A 16073-nucleotide genomic window follows, 5' to 3' on the forward strand; every position below is an offset into this window, starting at 1 on the left:
GCCATGAAAGCAAGAAATAAAATTGGTGCTGTGATTGGTGTGACATTCTCCTTTCTGTTTGTGGCGGCGTCTTTCCAGAACTGCGCCAAACAGGTGGACTTTGCAAGTCTTGAAGAGGTGACTTCGAATGGCGGTGGCGAGGAAGCTCCTAATGGCAGCTCCAGCAATTCAAAAGCGCAAACAGATATCGACGGGGCTCCGGTGGATGCAAAGCAAACCCTGGAATCCATGATGTCACTGCTGGGGCTTTCCCGCACGGATATCAACATGAAAACCGTGAATGATGAGATCAACTATCGTCGGAATTTGCTGGTGTCTCAGAACGATCTGAGTCAGGTGAATTCCCCTTCAATCATTGCGATCACGTCGCTGGCAGGGGTGGTTTGCCAGCAAGCTGTGATCAAGGAAAAGAAGGGGACGAAGGATCTGTTTAAGTATATTGATTTTACCAAGGGACCTTCAAGTTATGGGAAGCTGGGTGCCATCAACACTTACATTTCCCTGATTGACCGCTTCTGGATGCGTCAGCCATCGAAAGAGGAACTGACTTTGATCACACAGGCGGTGGATGAATATTTCAGCACGCTGGATTCATCTGCGATGAGCAAGGCGGCCGAATCTGACAAGCTCGCCGTGTTCATCTGTACGGGAATGCTGGCCGTTCCGGATTCATATCTTCTGTAAGTTTTTGGGGACAGTGGGGGAAAGATGAAAAACGATAAACTAAAAAAAGTACTGGATGAAAAAACAGATATCTCCAGCCTGAAGCTTTCCCGCAGGGAACTGCTGGAAACAGGTGTTCTGTCCTTTGCGGCCCGCGTGGCGGTGCCAGGAGCAGTAACTTCCATTCTGGGTATGACCAGCCGTGCACAGGCCGATGAATCGGTAGCGCCAATGATGCCCTTTATAACTTTAAGTTTGAGTGGTGGAGCTGCTTTGCATGGGAACTTCGTTGTAAAAGATAAAGGTGGAAGTCTTTTAAGCTCTTATAGCAAGCTGGGTTTGGGAAGAGCCGGTTTTGCGACTGAAAAAGTGATGGGGGCTGACTTTGCCTCCAGTTCCCGTTTACATAAAGGCATTCAGTCTGTGGCCTCGGCAGCGACTTTGGGTAAAACCCGTTTGGTGGCCTTGTGTACAGACACCGCGAACGACACCGCAGGTCAGGCGGCGCTTCGGCCTTTTTATGATTTGTCCGGTCCGTTGGAACGCGCCGGTCTGATTGGAAAAGTTCTACCCGGCGTGCATCAGGGGGCTGGTGCTGAGAACCTTCGCCCTGTGTTTACGTCGCCCAACACCATGCTGGAGCTTGCAAGTCTGGACAACATGTTCGGTGCTTTGAACTATTCCAGCACTTTGGCTGATAACGGGCTTTTGAACGCGGCTCAAAAAAGAACTTTAAGTTCATTTATTGGTAAGATGACCCAGTCCCAGATCGCGCGTCTGAATTCCAAAGATGATGGTCTGAAACTGGCTTTGCAAGAGGCGGGTATTAAGTCTGCCGACATCATCAAAGCCGGTGGCGCCAGTGGTGTTGATCCGCGCAAAGATGCGATGGTGCAAAGAGTTTATAGTATCAACACAGGCACCGCTGCCAACAATGCCACCGCTGTGACTGCGGGTGTGGTTTACAATGCTTTGAATGGCAATATCGCGCACGGCCGGATCACACTGGGCGGGTACGACTATCATGCTCCAGGTGTCAGAACAGCGGCGGACCAGAAGGATTTCGATGCCGGGGTTCAGATTGGTCGTATGCTGGAACTGGCAAGTCAGATGCAAAAGCCGTTGTTCCTGATGGTGACAACGGACGGGGCTTGCGTGTCAGAAATTTCTGACAGTGCCACCACAATCTGGTCCAGTGATTACACGTCTTCTTTGCAGTTCATTATCGCCTTCGATCCAAGAGGCAAGGTCACTTCAAGTGGGACACAGATCGGTCACTATCTGGCCGATCAAAGTGTGGACAACACCACGTTGGTGGGCTCGCGCCCGGACTATGTGGCTGCTGCGATTCTGGCGAACTATCTGAATCTGAATTATAAAATGGGGATGTTCAAGCAACTTGCACCGGCCACACTGCAGGCCGATGACGTTGAAAAAGTTGTTAAACTTCACGTAGCTTAAGGGGAAGCGAATGAAGAAACTTCAAGCCTTGAAGATATCAGGCGCCTTAATCGGGGGACTCATCCTTGTGGTGAGTTTTCAAAACTGCGCTCAGAGCCTGGGAGAAGGTTTCGAGATCGATGCTCAGTCAGTGAAGCTGGTCAGCCAGGGTAGTTCCAGTGCTGGGGGCGACGTGACTCCCGGTGAGGAGGAAGAGACCGACGGCGATGTCAGCACAGGAGATCTTTGTGAGGATCAGCTGTTTGCCAAGTTCGGTTCAGGCTATTATCAATTCTTGAAGCAAAACTGTGCCGGCTGTCACAATGGTGAGCACGAGGCACCGGCCTTTGCCTCCAAGAATTCGTTGATGTCCTATCAGGTCTTTAAAGACAAAGGCTATCAGCTGGTTTCCCTGAATGCGATCAGCGAAACACACAATCCGCCGTACACAGGTGCTACTCACAACGGCACAATTTCCAGTTTGAAGAGCGAGTGGGAAACGGCCCAGTCCGCTTTCCTGAGTTGTAAGGGCGTGGATGGTGAAGACAAGTCTGTTGTCACCAATTACAAGGCCAATGCCGCGATCGTGAACAGCAAGGCGGATTCATCCGTCTGGAGCAAATTGGAATGGAACATGAGTACAGCGGCGGACATGCCGGCCAAAGCGGCGTTGTTCCCTCTGAAGATCTCATTAGACGCTCAAGTGGCAAAAGTGAACGGGACTGAAGTCGGATATGCCGTGCGCAATCCAACGATTTCCATCACTTCCGGCACGGCGAAGTATCGTGTGCGTGGGGTGTTCTTCTATGTCAACAATGTGCTTTTCGATTCAGCAACTGTTTACCGCAGTATCAATGCGGTTGTTTGTCCGGGGACTGCTTTGAATCTGGCTCCAGTGGGGAACGCCCAGTTGCTGGTTGTGTCTTCGGCTAAGACGACAGATAAATTTGCCTTGCAATTCACCTCCATTGAAAAGGCTGAATCAACCGCGACTTGTGGAATCGGATCCAATGTCGTTGTGCCGGTGGATGAAACCCCGGCTGTGGTCACCTACAGCATGTTGGTGGGCACGGACAGCAAAGTGAATGTGTTTAAAACCCAGTGCTTGAGCTGTCACTCTGGGACCTCTGCAGACGGAGGTCTGGACTTAAGCAACTACAATCAAGCCAAGTCCAAGGCAGCAGCGATTAAAAGACGTGTTAACGATGCCGGAAATCCGATGCCACGCAGTGGTGTGATGTCTTCATCCATGCGCGCGATCGTCGATAAGTGGGTTGATACGAATACACCGCAGTAAAGTGGTGTGTCTTAAAATGAGCCGTTTTGCTGTGAAAGGGGAAAAACAGACAAAACGGCTTTTGATATAGTCTGTGTGTCCGATAAGTAGTCGTGGGGAGCGTACGAATGAAACTTGGGGGATTCAAGAAGACATTTGCTGTTGTTGCCGTTTTGGCAATGGTTCTGGGTTTTCAGAACTGCAGTGACTTTGCGTTGCAGGACCAGGTTTTGTACGAGCAGGGGCTATTTGATTCGCAGACGGCGTTGGACCAGAAAGCGCTGCCGAAGCTTCTGAATGCCGAAGAGTTGTCATTCTGGTCAAAGCCAGGAAACCCCTCGTTTGTAAATAAGTCTCTTTTTATGGCCAACCAGATTTCTGTCGTTGTGGCGGTCGACCGTTCAGCGACCGGCAAAATCATCTCGGTGACCTCAGGAGTCAACCAGGAAGATGCCTTTATCTCTATTGCTGATGGCAAAGTGCGTGCGACTCATGCGGCGGTCAATGCTTCAAATTATGCGTTTATTGAAACCAATTTGCCATCGTCGGGTGACAAAATGGTGATTGCCGCCGGATTCGGGACTAAGACCACTGAAATCTCGCTCTTGATTAATGGTGTGGTGCAGACGGGAACCATTCAAAAAGTGGGCACTCCGGATGATTTTTCCTACACGGCCAAGAGTGTTGAAGTCGCACCTTCGGGTGGTCAGGTTTATGAGTATGTCGTCTATGGCGGACATACGGATGATGCTGCGGTCCTGACCAAGAGCGAACTCAATGTGATGTCCCGTTATATCGCGACCAATAATTTGATTGAGAATGTGATCTATGATCCAAGTCTTGCGAACGAAGGCAAGGATGATACGACCACCGAAAATCCAAAGTTCGCGCCGGTAAAAGCCCTTCTGGATGCGAAGTGCGTGACCTGCCATACACACAGTTCGAATTTGAAGAACATGACCGAGACTAAAGCTTTGGCCAACAACTGGGTGCGGGCGAAAAATCTGGCGGGATCTCGCTTGTACTATCGCTTAAAGGGTGCCACGACCGGTTCCGGTCCGGCCAATATGCCGACGGATAACACGTTGACGGCGGCCGAAGTTCAGGCCGTTGCCGACTGGATTAACAGCATTGAAAATTAATAACAACTAAGTACGTTGATACAACAATCACCAGTAAGGGTGGAGGGGTTACATATGAAGTTTTTGACAGCGTTGATTGTCACAATGGGGATTTCAACTGCAGCGGTGGCACAAAGTGTGGTCGTGGATGTTGTCTTGAATCCGATGGGGGATTTTAAAGGCAAGACGTCCGATGTTAAGGGTGAGGCGACTGTTAAAGGGGACGAGGTTTCTGCGCAAAATATCGTGGTGAATCTGAAAAACCTGAAAACAGGCGTGGAAGTCCGGGACAAGCACACACAAAAGTATCTGGAGACCAGCAAGTATCCTGAAGCGGTTTTGATCTCCGCCACGGGTAAGGGTGGTAAAGGAACGGGTAAGATTAAAATCCGTGGTGTGGAAAAAGATATCGCGGGATCTTACAAGATTGAAGGCAAGGTGCTGAAGGCCACGTTTAAATTGAAACTAAGCGATTTCGGCATCAAGGACATCAACTACATGGGTGTTGGCGTTGAAGACGAAATCACTTTGAATGTGGCTGTGCCGGTTAAATCCTAAAAGCGGTAGTTCGCGCCGATTTTCCAAAGCGTGGTCCCCTCTGTCAGGGGGCCAACGCCAGAATAAAAGTCCCACTTTCTAAATAGTCTAATATTCAGATCTAAAAGTCCGCCGACATAAAGACTGCGTCCGGCATCGACAATTTGCGTGGATGTTTCACTTGGCCAGTCAATATTTTTGTACATGCCCATCAAGGTGAGCCCGGCATTGATGCGTCCGGAGAAGCGATAGAATCCCCGTGGAGAAACTCCATAGGTGGTGAAGGCAACCTTGTCCTGCAGATAGCCTTCGCCAGCAATACCACCGTTGGCGCGACCTGATCCGATAAAAGCGCCCATGCTCCAGCCCCAGCGGTAGTAAGTGATCTCTTTCATCAGAGTGACGGTGATGGCGTTGTAGTTGGCGGGCTGTCGACTCATGTTGATTCCGTCTTGCACGCGCAAGGTTTCATTCCATTGAAGAGTCGAAAGACTCAGTCCCCAGCTTTGCTGGGCTCGGACACGGGATGGTTTTTTTGCTGCGGTCTCAGTTGCGGTTGTTTCACCAACGGTGTCGTCAGATTCCTCCTGGGCAAAAGCAGTTTGAGTCAGCAGGCCCAGTGTAAGAAGAAGGGGAAGAAGTGTTTTTTTCATGATTGCTCCTAGTATGAAACGTGCACTTGCCCTTGCAAGGACCACTGATCTTCCGCGCCACCAGAAGATGGATAAGTCTTGTTGTTAACGCCCATCACGCGCAATTCCGTGCGGGGCAGAGGGAACATCAAAGCTCCGACAGACCACTTCATGCTTTCGTCGGAGGACTCGGTGATGCTTCTTTTTGAGTGCTCAATAACAGAGAGAAGATTGTATCCACGTTCCAGGCTCACCAGCGTTTGTACCAGCGCATAGGTGCCCAGTTCGGGGTCTGTTGTGCCGATCTGCGGTGTGCGTTCTTTTAAGCCAACCTCGGCCATGATCGCAGATCCTTTAGAAAGGCCCATGCGAGTTGTAAAGGCCGCAAGCTTCCATTTTTCCAGGTCACTTTCGGACATAAGGAAAGAACCACCGACTTTGAATTTTTCATAAACCTGATATTCGCCGGCGACGGAATAGCCTTTTTGCTTTGCATTGTCTTCCTGGGCTGCGTTTCCGAAGAAGGCATTCAGGGCAATATCCCAGTCGGGATAGGTGAAGTGAGCAATAGCACCCTGCGACTGGTCAAACTGTCCCAAAGTGATGACTTTGCGGTTCACCGCCGAATGGTCCACGTTGCGGATACCGAAGGCTTTGTCCATTTGCCCCAGATAGATCCACAGGTTGTTGCTTTGTTTCCAGCGAAGATAGTATTCGCGCATGAACCATGTGTTGGTTTTTCCATAGTATGCCTCCTGACCTGTATAGCCGACGGTGGTGATCAGGGCGTAGGTTTGTTTTTTATCAAGGAAGAAGTTCAGGTTCACGTCGTTTTGCATGTTATAGAACTTCTCGATAGTGTCCTTGGAGCCTGGCGAGGTTTTCAGCCACAAGCCACGGTACTTCAGGCCGGGACGGAACCACCAGGGAAGTGGCTTACTTCCCAAGAATCCGGACTTCATTGAGATTTCTTCGTCATCCATCGTTTTAGGGAAGACCGCACGTGAGGTGATTTCGCCAGCAAACAGGGCGCGGCCGTAATCATTCAGGGCTCCGCCACCCAGACCATTGTAATGGCAGGTGATACAGGAGGAGTACGAATAGCCGATAAAGTCGGGGTAGGCCGAAGCTGTTTCGGTTTTAAGAATCGCTGCAAAGATGAAGGCGGGCAGAAGATATTTAATGTGTCTCACAATGAGAAATTCTAAGTGAGGAAGCGAGATAATCAATAAAAATCTATATCTGGAACGGATACTGGCCGATAAGTTTTCCATGGAAACAAAAACAACCACACTACAACGTCCTCGGACGGTTGAAATGGCTGCGGCGGTGCTGATCCTGACGCCGATGTTGGATGCATTGATGATGCAAAGATCTGGCGTGTCTATTCTGAATTGGCTCAGCTGGATTTTCGTTTTCGGTGCGGGAGTGACGCTGATGATTCGTCACAAATCCTCATGGATTCTCGGGGTTGTTCTGTGTGCGGCCTTTGTCGTGAACACCTCTTATCATCTGATTCAGGAGTTTAATACGGTAGACCCCATCATCAGCTCAGCACGACTGTTGGATTGCCTTATTGTTGTGTTTATTGTCGGGACTGTGTTTTCGTTCTTCCGTTATCCTTATCTGGATCGCCGTCAGAATTGGTTTGCACCCACGGGCGACCGTTACGTGGTGGCCACCTCTGTGCTCCTAGAGGGGCGTGTGGAAGCGCAGACTGTGGATCTGTCCTATACCGGCGCCCGCATCGCGGTCCCGGAGGGGGTGTCTTACCAAAAGGGACAGACGGTCTCTGTTCAGCTTTCCGAGATCAATGATATTCAGTGTGCCGCCAAGGTGATTGACTTGCAGGGCGGAATCCTGCGCGTTCATTTCGCAGACCTGAATTCCAGCGAAAAAGAGCTGCTTCGTCAGTGGCTTTCCAGTCAAAATCTGCAAAAAACATAGAATCCTCTTTCGTCTCTGCTATTTTTAGGGCATAAGTGGGCTTTTCCAACAAGGTGGTCGCATGGCGAAAACAACAAAGAAGACATCCAAGAAAGCAGCCAAGAATAAAGAGGACGCTTTGCTGTCTGACGGATCTCCGACTGTGAAACAAATTCTGGAAAACGTGCGTCCGACTCCCATGGTGCATAACGGTCTGACCAATGAGGAAAAGATCGATCGGATCACGGAGAAATTCACTGATATCATGCAGACCCTGGGATTGGATCTGGAGGATGACAGTTTGCGTGAAACGCCACGCCGAGTGGCGAAAATGTACGTGAATGAAGTCTTCGGTGGGTTGGATCCGAAAAAGTTCCCGAAAATGACAGTGATCGAAAACAAGATGAACTATGATCAGATGATCGTGGTTCAAAATATCGGCTGTTTGTCTTTCTGCGAACACCATTTTTTGCCCATTGATGGCTTTGCCACTGTGGCTTATATCCCCAATAAAAAAGTCATTGGTCTTTCCAAGATCAACCGCATTGTACAGTATTTTTCAAGACGTCCTCAGGTTCAGGAACGCCTGACCAAGCAGATCGTGGACTGTTTGCAGTACATCCTGGGAACGGAGCATGTGGCGGTTCATATCAATGCCAAGCACTATTGTGTGATGATGAGAGGCATTGAAGACACCTCCAGCACGACCTCGACAGCGGATTTGCGTGGTCACTTTAAAACCCGCATGGAAACGCGTGAAGAGTTCCTGCAGCACTGCCGCACCAAATTCTAAGGTACTTACTTTTGCGGAAGCGTTGCGAAAAAAAGGGAGGCTGTAGCCTCCCTTTTTGTTTTTTAGGACAGGGCTGATTGTAGCAGTTCTCGGGAGTTCTTGGACAAGGACTCCACTGCGACCATGCGTTTGATTTGAGTCAGGGCTTTTTCTTTCATGGCAGGCTCCAGCTTCTGAACAAAGTTGAAGGCTGCACAAAGGCGGGCGGCCACTTGCGGGTTCTTGGTGTCGATCTCAAGGATCTTGTCAGCATAGAACTCGTAAGCGTTGGTGTTAGGGTCATGGAAACGAACCAGATTCGCACCAAAGGCACGCAGCAATGAATAGACGTTGTTCGGATTTGTGATGTTGAACGCCGGATGCTTCGTCAAAGCTTTGACGTCTTCCAGAACCTGCTTGCGGTTGGTTGTCGCCTGTGCGGTAAACCATTTATTCAGAACCACGGAATCATCTTTCCAGTCTTCATAGAAGTGCTGAAGAGCTTTTTCACGGTGAGCAGATTCGGAGTCTGCCAGAATCATCATGGCGGTCATACGGTCCGTCATGTTCTGTGCTTCCCAGTACTGTTTATTCACAGCTTCCATGATTTCCGGGTCATGCAGTTCTGCCAAGTAAGCCAGGGCCTGATTTTTCAAAGAGCGATGGCCAAAGACCTTGGTGTCACGGCTTTTCGGTTCCACATTATGGAACTTGCGATAGATGTTCAGCAAAGCGCCGCGGTTTTCTTTGGCGATAGCCTGGCGAAGAGCTGTGCGGGCCTGATAGAAGGCCTCGGCATCCAGAACGGATTCTTCCTGTGCCAAGACGGCGTAGCTTGGCAGCTGCAACATCTTGGCTTTGAAGGACGGATCCATGGATTCATCGGCAATCGTGGCACTGACGGCTTTTACAAAGCGTGGGTCCACGGCCAAAGTCTGCTTGTTGCGGGCTTGTCCGATCAAGTTGCGCAGCAAGCGCAAAGAGATCTTCTGAGCCATTTCACGGCGATTGAAAGAGTCTGTGTCCTTTTCCATCAGGAAGTACAAATCTTCCTCAGAGGCTTCCCATTTCAGGTTTACCGGCGCCGAGAATTCACGCAGCACTGAAAGAACCGGGCGGTCTTTCAGACCTTTGAAAGTGTAAACTTCTTTTTGCTCTTTAAGTTCAATCAGGCTTTTACCATCACTGTTCACTGTGATCTTATCGCAGCTCAGTGTCAGTTCATTGCCGGATTTGTCCAAAAGTCCCATCATCAATGGAATATGGAATGGGTCTTTGTGCGGCTGGCCTGGAGTGGCTGGGCAGCTTTGTTCCAGCGTCACAGTCAGCTCACCTTTGTCAGCATCAAAACTTTCCTGAATTGTGACTACAGGAGTTCCCGCCTGATGATACCAGCGACGGAACTGAGTGAAGTCCTTGCCGTTGGGAGTCGCGATGGCCGAAGCAAAGTCCTCGATGGTGACAGCCTGACCGTCATGACGACGGAAGTATTCATCCATGCCCTTGCGGAATCCTTTGCGACCCACAATAGTCTGCATCATGCGGATGACTTCAGATCCTTTTTCGTAAATTGTCATGGTGAAGAAGTTATCCACGGCCATGCAGGATTCCGGGCGAACCGGGTGGGCATTCGGGCCCGCGTCTTCGGCAAACTGACCGGCACGCAAGGCATCGACGTCCTCAATACGCTGCACACCACGATCGGTCATATCAGCAGAGAATTCCTGATCACGGAAGACCGTCAAACCTTCTTTCAAAGACAACTGGAACCAGTCACGTAAAGTCACGCGGTTGCCAGTCCAGTTGTGGAAGTATTCGTGAGCCACAACAGATTCAATGCTGTGGAAATCCACATCAGTTGCCGAGTTGGAATCTGCCAAAACCAGGCGAGAGTTGAAGATGTTCAGTCCCTTGTTTTCCATGGCGCCTGCATTGAAATCGTCAATGGCCACAATCATGTAGTCATTCAGATCATACTCAAGGCCAAAGACCTCTTCGTCCCACTTCATTGATTTCTTCAGGGAATCCATCGCGTGCCAGCAGCGCTCTTGTTTGCCATGAGCGGCATAGACTTCCAGGTTCACCTTACGACCATTCACAGTGGTGAAGGTGTCGCGGATAACCCCAAGGTCGCCTGCCACCAAGGCAAAAAGATAGCACGGCTTTTTGTGCGGATCTTTCCAGAAGGCTTTGTGGCGGCCGTTACCCAGGTCTTCAATTTTGATGCGATCTCCGTTGGACAGCAGAACCGGGTACTTTTGTTTGTCCGCTTCGATGGTGACAGAATAGGAAGTCATCACATCCGGGCGGTCAAAGAAGAAGGTGATCTTGCGGAAGCCCTGAGCCTCGCACTGAGTGCAGAAAATCCCATTGGACTTGTAAAGCCCTTCCAGAGATGTGTTGTTTTGCGGTTGCAGTTCTGTTTCAATTTCCAAGCTGAAGCTGTCGGGAACTGACGGAACAATCAGCTCTTCTGCCGTGATTTGATATTGGTCTTTGCTAAGCGCTTGGTCGTTGATTTTGATACTGACCAGCTTCAATTCCTCGCCATTTAAGCGGAGCGCAGCGCCAGCTTCGGTTCTGCGAACCTGGCTCTTTGCCACAACTCGACAAAAGTCCTCATTTAGATTGAAGTCGAGGTTTACAGAATCCACCGCAAAGGCGGGGGCTTTATAGTCTTTCAGATAAATTTTCTCTTGTTTCATAAGGCCTCGATTCGGATAATGGGCAGATGAGTTTACTTTTCACTTCTATCACAATAAACACCACGCAGCTACAGGGCATGTTGGGTTTTTATCGAATTATCGGCTTTCAATTTACAGCGTCAAAAGTTGATAAGGGGAGTGAAGTCCACAGAGCCGTTCACAATGGCGTGGAATTTTCCCTGTACAATATCCAAAACCCGCAGAGGTCTCAGATTCCGAGCCTGCAGCTGGGCTTTAAGATCACGGACCTGGAAAAGACCGTGCAGGAGCTTGTGAAAGTTCCCGGAGCCATGTGTATTTTGGACCCGACAGATATGCCCGACGGCAAGAAGGCCATTGTCTTGGACCCGGATGGCCATTCCATCGAACTGTGCGAACTATAAAAAAAGCCCCGGTCACCCGGGGCTTTTGCTTTTGGCTCTTTATTGAGGCGTTGTGATGAACTGGGCGGAAGAGGCCTTAACGTGAGTCTCGATCGGCTCCAGGCGCCCTTTCAGATATTTCTGCAGGAACTCTTCCGTGATGGCATTCGCCGCCATGTTGTTCGCCGCTTTGGCAAAACCATGGCCTTCATCCGGGAAGAGCACGTATTCCACAGGGATCTTTTTCGACACCATAGCGTTATAGATTTGATCTGCTTCGTTCTTTTTCACACGCGGATCATTAGCTCCTTGAAGAATCAAAAGTGGCTTTTTGATCTTATCCACATGAGTCAGAGGAGAGCGTTCTTTTAAAAGCTTTTTGCCTGCGACGGTGGTAGGGTCCCCTACGCGTTTGTACAAATTCGCACGGAAGCTTTCCCAGTAGGGGGGCACCGTATTTAGCAATGTTTCCAAGTTGGAAGGGCCCACGATATCCACGGCTGCGGCAAAGGTGTCCGGCGTGAAGGTCACGCCCGCCAAGGCTGCGTACCCACCATAAGACCCTCCCATAATAGCGACCTGGCTTGGATCAGCGTAGCCATTCTTAACGGCCCAGTTTACGGCATCAATCAGATCGTCATGCATTTTGCGACCCCATTGTTTGTCGCCAGCGTTCAGGAACTTTTTCCCGAAACCAGTCGATGCACGGAAATTGACGCTTAGGACATTGTAGCCACGATCCGCAAGCCATTGATGGTAAGGATTGTAACCGTAATCATCGCGGCCCCAAGGTCCGCCGTGAACAAACAGGATCAGAGATTTTCCCGCAGGTTTGCGGGCCTGGGTCAGATAGGACACCAGTTGAAATCCGTCACGAGACGGGATTTCGACGGCCTCCATCGGACTCATGCGATCGGCGTATGGAATTAGGGACTTGGTGTGATACAGGGGTTCGCTTAAGGCCTGGGTTGTGACATCATAAAAATAGAACGCCACAGGTTTGTCCGTGGAATCGGCGAAGATCACCCAGTGATTTCCATCCAAGCTCATGGAGGTCACAGAAATTTCTGTGTTGAGTTTTTTCTCAATGTTTTCAAAATGCCGTTGGAATTCTTTGTCGAAGAACTGAATGTCTCGTTTCAGGTAATAAGATGACGCCCACAAAAGCTTTCCTGTCTGCGGATGCATCTGCAGGTTCTGAATATCAGAACGTTCGTCCGAAGCAAGCACTTTTGTTTTATCAGATTTCAGATCCCACTCGACCAATGCAGCCTTGTCACGCTTGCGGCTGTCGACCAGATAAACCTTGCTGCCGTCATGGGATGTGTCCACGGCTGAAGAGGTCATGCTGTCTTCAAACGGAATCACACTTTTCTTTGTGAATTTTTTGTTTTTTTGGTCCCAGAGGAAAAGTGTGGAGGAGCCGTCCTTGTTGGATTTGCTGGCCAGAATCGGGCGGAAGTTTTTATCAAACAGAATACCAGCGAAGTTTTCTGTGTTGGTAAAAAGATCCGTGGTCGCCTTGGAAGCCAGGTTCAGGATCTTGTAGTCAAAAAACTTTGGATCACGTTCGTTTGAAATAATCACGACTTCGTTAGGTCGAAGATGGCTGGTTTCAGCAATCTGGGAGGTTGTTTTTCCAGGCTTGGTGATTTCGTTAATTTCGCCATTGGCCACATTCAAAGTGTACAGGCCATAATTTTCATCGCCCGCCACGTCCTGACTGAAGATCAAAGTGCCCGGAGTGTATGTCCAGTTGTAGCGAAAGATCCCGCGTTTGGTGTCGTGAGTGACGGGCTTCGCGGTTTGCGGCTTTCCAAATTCCTGAACCCAGATGTTCAGAACACCTTTGTGCGTTGAAAGATAGGCCACATATTTTCCATCCGGACTGATTTTAATACCGGTGATGTCCGGATTTCCGAAAAGAACTTCACGTGGTATGTAGTCGGCGTTCACAGTATCTTTCTTGCTTAAAGACTGGCAGCCACTCAGGGCGAAAATCAGGGCAGTAAAAAAAGGCACATTAAAGACTGTCTTCATTAAATGGACTCCTGTTTTGGAGTCTTATCGTAGGTCAGCCTCTATCGGAGTCAAGTGGGGGGGATTTATTACGCAGAATAGAAAAAAAGGGCCCGGAGGGGCCCTTTTGTATCAAGAGTGATACATGCGGTCTTCAAAGGCTGCCAGAGCGGCTTTGGCTCCTTCACCCATGGCAATGACGATCTGCTTGTAGGGCGTCGTTGTCACGTCACCAGCAGCGTAGATGCCCTTGGCTGAGGTGCGACCTTTTTCATCGACGATGATTTCACCAAACTTCGTCAGCTCCACTGTGTCTTTCAGGAACTGACTGTTGGGAACCAGACCGATCTGTACAAAGATACCATCGAGATCCATTTTTTCAGTTTTATTCAAGCCACGATCCAGGTACTGGATCTGCTGAACTTTTTGACCGTCGCCAATGACTTTTTCAGTCTTGGCATTGGTGATGATCGAAGCGTTGGGCAGGGACTTTAGTTTGTCCACTAGAATCTTATCGGCTTTCAGTTGTTCATTGTATTCAAAGACCACGACTTCACGAACGATACCCGCCAAGTCAATCGCCGCCTCAACGCCCGAGTTGCCGCCGCCGATAACCGCGACTTTTTTATCCTTATAAAAAGGACCGTCACAGTGAGGGCAGTAAGCCACGCCACGGCCCAGATATTCTTTTTCACCTTCCACACCCAGTTCACGCCATTTGGCGCCGGTGGTGATGATGACAGAATCTGCGGTCATGTGTTCGCCACTTTCCAGCTCGATCGTTTTTGTTTTGCCCTCGGTCAGAATTTTCTTCACACGACGGTTTTCAAATACCTTAATAGGGTAGCTGGCAATGTGTTGATTCAGTTGGGCAGCCAGTTGCGGCCCCTCCGTGTAAGTCACAGAGATCAGATTTTCAATGCCTTTTGTTTCCTGAACCTGACCGCCGATTTTTTCCGTGATCATCGCAGTGCTCAAACCTTTGCGAACCGTGTAGATCGCTGCAGAAGCCCCCGCAGGACCTCCGCCGACAACCAGAACGTCAAAGTGTCCCAGGTTGGCGTTCACAGGCTCTGCCGGAGCGGCACTGTCGTCCACGCCGAAGGTGGCTTCCAGTTTCGTGATCAGATCCAGCAACTGAATTCGGCCGGAGTGGAACATCTTGGAGTTGGCCACCAGACTTGGGACCCCCTGGATGCCCAGCTTCTGGATGTCGTCCTGAACATAGCCTCCATCAATGATCTCGTGCTTGATGCTTCCGTGAGCCAGCGCGATCTGATTGATCGCCTGAACCACGTCCGGACAGTTTTCACAGGTCAAAGAGATGTAAGACTGAATGGTGATGTTCTTTTTCAGACGTTTTGCGCGAGCCGCAATCACGCTGTCCAGCGGTTTGCCTTTGCCGTCGGTGTTGAGAATTGCCAGAATCAAGGTGGTGAATTCATGACCACCTGGAATGCCCTTAAAAGAAATGCCTGTCGGTTTTCCTTTGTACTCGATATGGAACAGAGGAGCCGGGGAGTTGCCGGATTCGTTTTTGCGCACAACAATTTTATCCGAAGTGCTGGCGACATCCTGAAGCATCTCAACAAGTTCTTTGTTGTCTTCGTGGGAGCTGTTTTCATAAACCAGTTCGACAGTGTTTTCCAGGTTGGCGAAGACGGACTGAAGTTGTTCTTTTAGACCTTGATCTAACATATTGGCCTCCGTTCGGGGGAAATTACCTGAAAGCACCAACTGACTGCGTTGGTCGGCGTCAGCGTACGAGGAGTACGCCTTCCTTCTCCCGCCTTGCATTTGATGCTTTCAGCTAATTTCTGTTTTGCGGTTCGGGGTGGGCTTGTCCCCGCTTTCGCGGGGACTCGCTTCTGGGTAAAATCTTAGATTTTACCTACTAGGTCCAAGCCTGGTTTCAATGTGGATTTGCCTGGAGTCCATTTAGCTGGGCATACTTCGCCTGGGTTTGCAGCGATGTATTGAGCCGCTTGAACTTTACGGAACAACTCATCAGCGTTACGGCCGATACCGTTGTCCTGAACTTCTGCAAGTACGATTTTACCAGCAGGGTTCACCAGGAAAGTACCGCGGTAAGCAAGACCTTCTTCTTCAATGTGCACGCCGAAAGCGCGAGTCAATTGGAAGGTAGGGTCCGCAAGCATTGGGTACTTGATCTTTTTGATTGTGTCAGAAGCATCATGCCAAGCTTTGTGAGTGAAGTGAGTGTCTGTGGAAACACTGTAAACTTCCACGCCCAATTTTTGGAAGTCAGCGTATTTGTCAGCCATGTCACCCAACTCAGTCGGGCAAACAAATGTGAAGTCCGCAGGGTAGAAGAAGAAGATAGACCATTTACCTTTAAGATCGTTGTGAGTCACAGTCTTAAAGTCGTTGTTGTGATAAGCTTGAACTTTAAATTCTGGCACTTGCGTGTTGATCAGAGTTTGCATTTATTCTCCTTGAATAAAAGTGGTTTGTATTCGGGCCAATGGCCAAGTTATAGGTCCACCAGCATTGTTAATTGCTAGCAGACATCTTTCGTCTTTGAGAATAAGGGATCAACCTCTTTTAGTGAAATCGATTATAAGTATCTATTGATAGATTTTGTCTATTGCGGCATAAT

At 49.5% G+C, this 16073-nt stretch carries 14 protein-coding genes; 8 read left to right on the plus strand and 6 right to left on the minus strand.

All coding sequences use genetic code 11. The annotated features are described in order from the left end of the window. Positions 1 to 3 precede the first annotated feature (3 nt). The 5 genes from ACZ5ZV_RS06865 to ACZ5ZV_RS06885 all read left to right on the plus strand — a co-directional run bounded on the left by ACZ5ZV_RS06865 (position 4) and on the right by ACZ5ZV_RS06885 (position 5058). A complete protein-coding gene (locus ACZ5ZV_RS06865; protein WP_464120684.1) occupies positions 4 to 684 on the plus strand; it encodes a hypothetical protein in 681 nt (226 codons plus the stop codon). 24 nt (positions 685 to 708) lie between these two features. Next, a complete protein-coding gene (locus ACZ5ZV_RS06870) occupies positions 709 to 2124 on the plus strand; it encodes a hypothetical protein (RefSeq protein WP_464120685.1) in 1416 nt (471 codons plus the stop codon). A gap of 10 nt (positions 2125 to 2134) precedes the next feature. Continuing rightward, complete coding sequence (locus ACZ5ZV_RS06875) at positions 2135 to 3400, plus strand: hypothetical protein (RefSeq protein WP_464120686.1); 1266 nt, start codon at positions 2135 to 2137, stop codon at positions 3398 to 3400. A 107-nt stretch (positions 3401 to 3507) separates the two neighbouring features. Beyond that, positions 3508 to 4521 (plus strand): c-type cytochrome, encoded by a 1014-nt coding sequence (locus ACZ5ZV_RS06880; RefSeq protein WP_464120687.1) that lies wholly within the window; start codon positions 3508 to 3510, stop codon positions 4519 to 4521. Positions 4522 to 4575: 54 nt separating this feature from the next. After that, positions 4576 to 5058 carry a YceI family protein gene (locus ACZ5ZV_RS06885; RefSeq protein WP_464120688.1) on the plus strand — a complete coding sequence of 161 codons (483 nt, stop codon included), beginning with the start codon at positions 4576 to 4578 and terminating at the stop codon, positions 5056 to 5058. Here the strand turns inward: ACZ5ZV_RS06885 and ACZ5ZV_RS06890 are convergent. After that, positions 5055 to 5690, minus strand: coding sequence for a hypothetical protein (locus tag ACZ5ZV_RS06890; RefSeq protein ID WP_464120689.1), 636 nt, complete (start codon positions 5688 to 5690; stop codon positions 5055 to 5057). The two genes, ACZ5ZV_RS06885 and ACZ5ZV_RS06890, sit on opposite strands and share 4 nt — an antisense overlap. Before the next feature lie 8 nt (positions 5691 to 5698). Continuing rightward, positions 5699 to 6862 carry a hypothetical protein gene (locus ACZ5ZV_RS06895; RefSeq protein ID WP_464120690.1) on the minus strand — a complete coding sequence of 388 codons (1164 nt, stop codon included), beginning with the start codon at positions 6860 to 6862 and terminating at the stop codon, positions 5699 to 5701. A 79-nt stretch (positions 6863 to 6941) separates the two neighbouring features. Between ACZ5ZV_RS06895 and ACZ5ZV_RS06900 the strand changes: the two genes are divergently transcribed. Together ACZ5ZV_RS06900 and folE are read left to right on the plus strand one after the other, a co-directional pair. Continuing rightward, the gene (locus tag ACZ5ZV_RS06900; RefSeq protein ID WP_464120691.1) at positions 6942 to 7616 is read left to right on the plus strand and encodes a PilZ domain-containing protein; all 675 of its coding nucleotides are present in this window, start codon (positions 6942 to 6944) and stop codon (positions 7614 to 7616) included. Positions 7617 to 7677: 61 nt separating this feature from the next. Further along, positions 7678 to 8388: a GTP cyclohydrolase I FolE gene (folE, locus tag ACZ5ZV_RS06905; protein ID WP_464120692.1), complete on the plus strand. Its 711-nt coding sequence runs from the start codon at positions 7678 to 7680 to the stop codon at positions 8386 to 8388. Between the two features lie 62 nt (positions 8389 to 8450). Here folE and pepN read toward each other — a convergent pair whose 3' ends face one another. After that, positions 8451 to 11072, minus strand: coding sequence for an aminopeptidase N (gene pepN / locus ACZ5ZV_RS06910; protein WP_464120693.1), 2622 nt, complete (start codon positions 11070 to 11072; stop codon positions 8451 to 8453). Positions 11073 to 11098: 26 nt separating this feature from the next. On the opposite strand from pepN, the gene ACZ5ZV_RS06915 reads away from it, so the two are divergent. After that, positions 11099 to 11455 (plus strand): VOC family protein, encoded by a 357-nt coding sequence (locus tag ACZ5ZV_RS06915; protein WP_041577782.1) that lies wholly within the window; start codon positions 11099 to 11101, stop codon positions 11453 to 11455. 39 nt (positions 11456 to 11494) lie between these two features. On the opposite strand, the gene ACZ5ZV_RS06920 is transcribed toward ACZ5ZV_RS06915, so the two are convergent. From ACZ5ZV_RS06920 to ahpC, 3 genes are all read right to left on the minus strand, one after another. Continuing rightward, positions 11495 to 13474, minus strand: a complete 1980-nt coding sequence (locus tag ACZ5ZV_RS06920; protein ID WP_464120694.1) for a S9 family peptidase — start codon at positions 13472 to 13474, stop codon at positions 11495 to 11497. 111 nt (positions 13475 to 13585) lie between these two features. After that, complete coding sequence (ahpF, locus tag ACZ5ZV_RS06925) at positions 13586 to 15151, minus strand: alkyl hydroperoxide reductase subunit F (protein WP_464120695.1); 1566 nt, start codon at positions 15149 to 15151, stop codon at positions 13586 to 13588. 182 nt (positions 15152 to 15333) lie between these two features. Continuing rightward, positions 15334 to 15900, minus strand: a complete 567-nt coding sequence (ahpC, locus tag ACZ5ZV_RS06930) for an alkyl hydroperoxide reductase subunit C (RefSeq protein ID WP_464120696.1) — start codon at positions 15898 to 15900, stop codon at positions 15334 to 15336. Positions 15901 to 16073: the final 173 nt, after the last annotated feature.

It is taken from the genome of Bdellovibrio sp. HAGR004 (assembly GCF_055397015.1).

Coding starts and splice junctions, on each gene's coding strand:
- ACZ5ZV_RS06920 (WP_464120694.1), bottom strand. CDS start 13,474: ATGAAGACAGTCTTTAATGTGCCTTTTTTTACTGCCCTGATTTTCGCC.
- folE (WP_464120692.1), top strand. CDS start 7,678: ATGGCGAAAACAACAAAGAAGACATCCAAGAAAGCAGCCAAGAATAAA.
- pepN (WP_464120693.1), bottom strand. CDS start 11,072: ATGAAACAAGAGAAAATTTATCTGAAAGACTATAAAGCCCCCGCCTTT.
- ahpF (WP_464120695.1), bottom strand. CDS start 15,151: ATGTTAGATCAAGGTCTAAAAGAACAACTTCAGTCCGTCTTCGCCAAC.
- ACZ5ZV_RS06875 (WP_464120686.1), top strand. CDS start 2,135: ATGAAGAAACTTCAAGCCTTGAAGATATCAGGCGCCTTAATCGGGGGA.
- ACZ5ZV_RS06865 (WP_464120684.1), top strand. CDS start 4: ATGAAAGCAAGAAATAAAATTGGTGCTGTGATTGGTGTGACATTCTCC.
- ahpC (WP_464120696.1), bottom strand. CDS start 15,900: ATGCAAACTCTGATCAACACGCAAGTGCCAGAATTTAAAGTTCAAGCT.
- ACZ5ZV_RS06880 (WP_464120687.1), top strand. CDS start 3,508: ATGAAACTTGGGGGATTCAAGAAGACATTTGCTGTTGTTGCCGTTTTG.
- ACZ5ZV_RS06915 (WP_041577782.1), top strand. CDS start 11,099: ATGAGTTTACTTTTCACTTCTATCACAATAAACACCACGCAGCTACAG.
- ACZ5ZV_RS06885 (WP_464120688.1), top strand. CDS start 4,576: ATGAAGTTTTTGACAGCGTTGATTGTCACAATGGGGATTTCAACTGCA.
- ACZ5ZV_RS06890 (WP_464120689.1), bottom strand. CDS start 5,690: ATGAAAAAAACACTTCTTCCCCTTCTTCTTACACTGGGCCTGCTGACT.
- ACZ5ZV_RS06870 (WP_464120685.1), top strand. CDS start 709: ATGAAAAACGATAAACTAAAAAAAGTACTGGATGAAAAAACAGATATC.
- ACZ5ZV_RS06900 (WP_464120691.1), top strand. CDS start 6,942: ATGGAAACAAAAACAACCACACTACAACGTCCTCGGACGGTTGAAATG.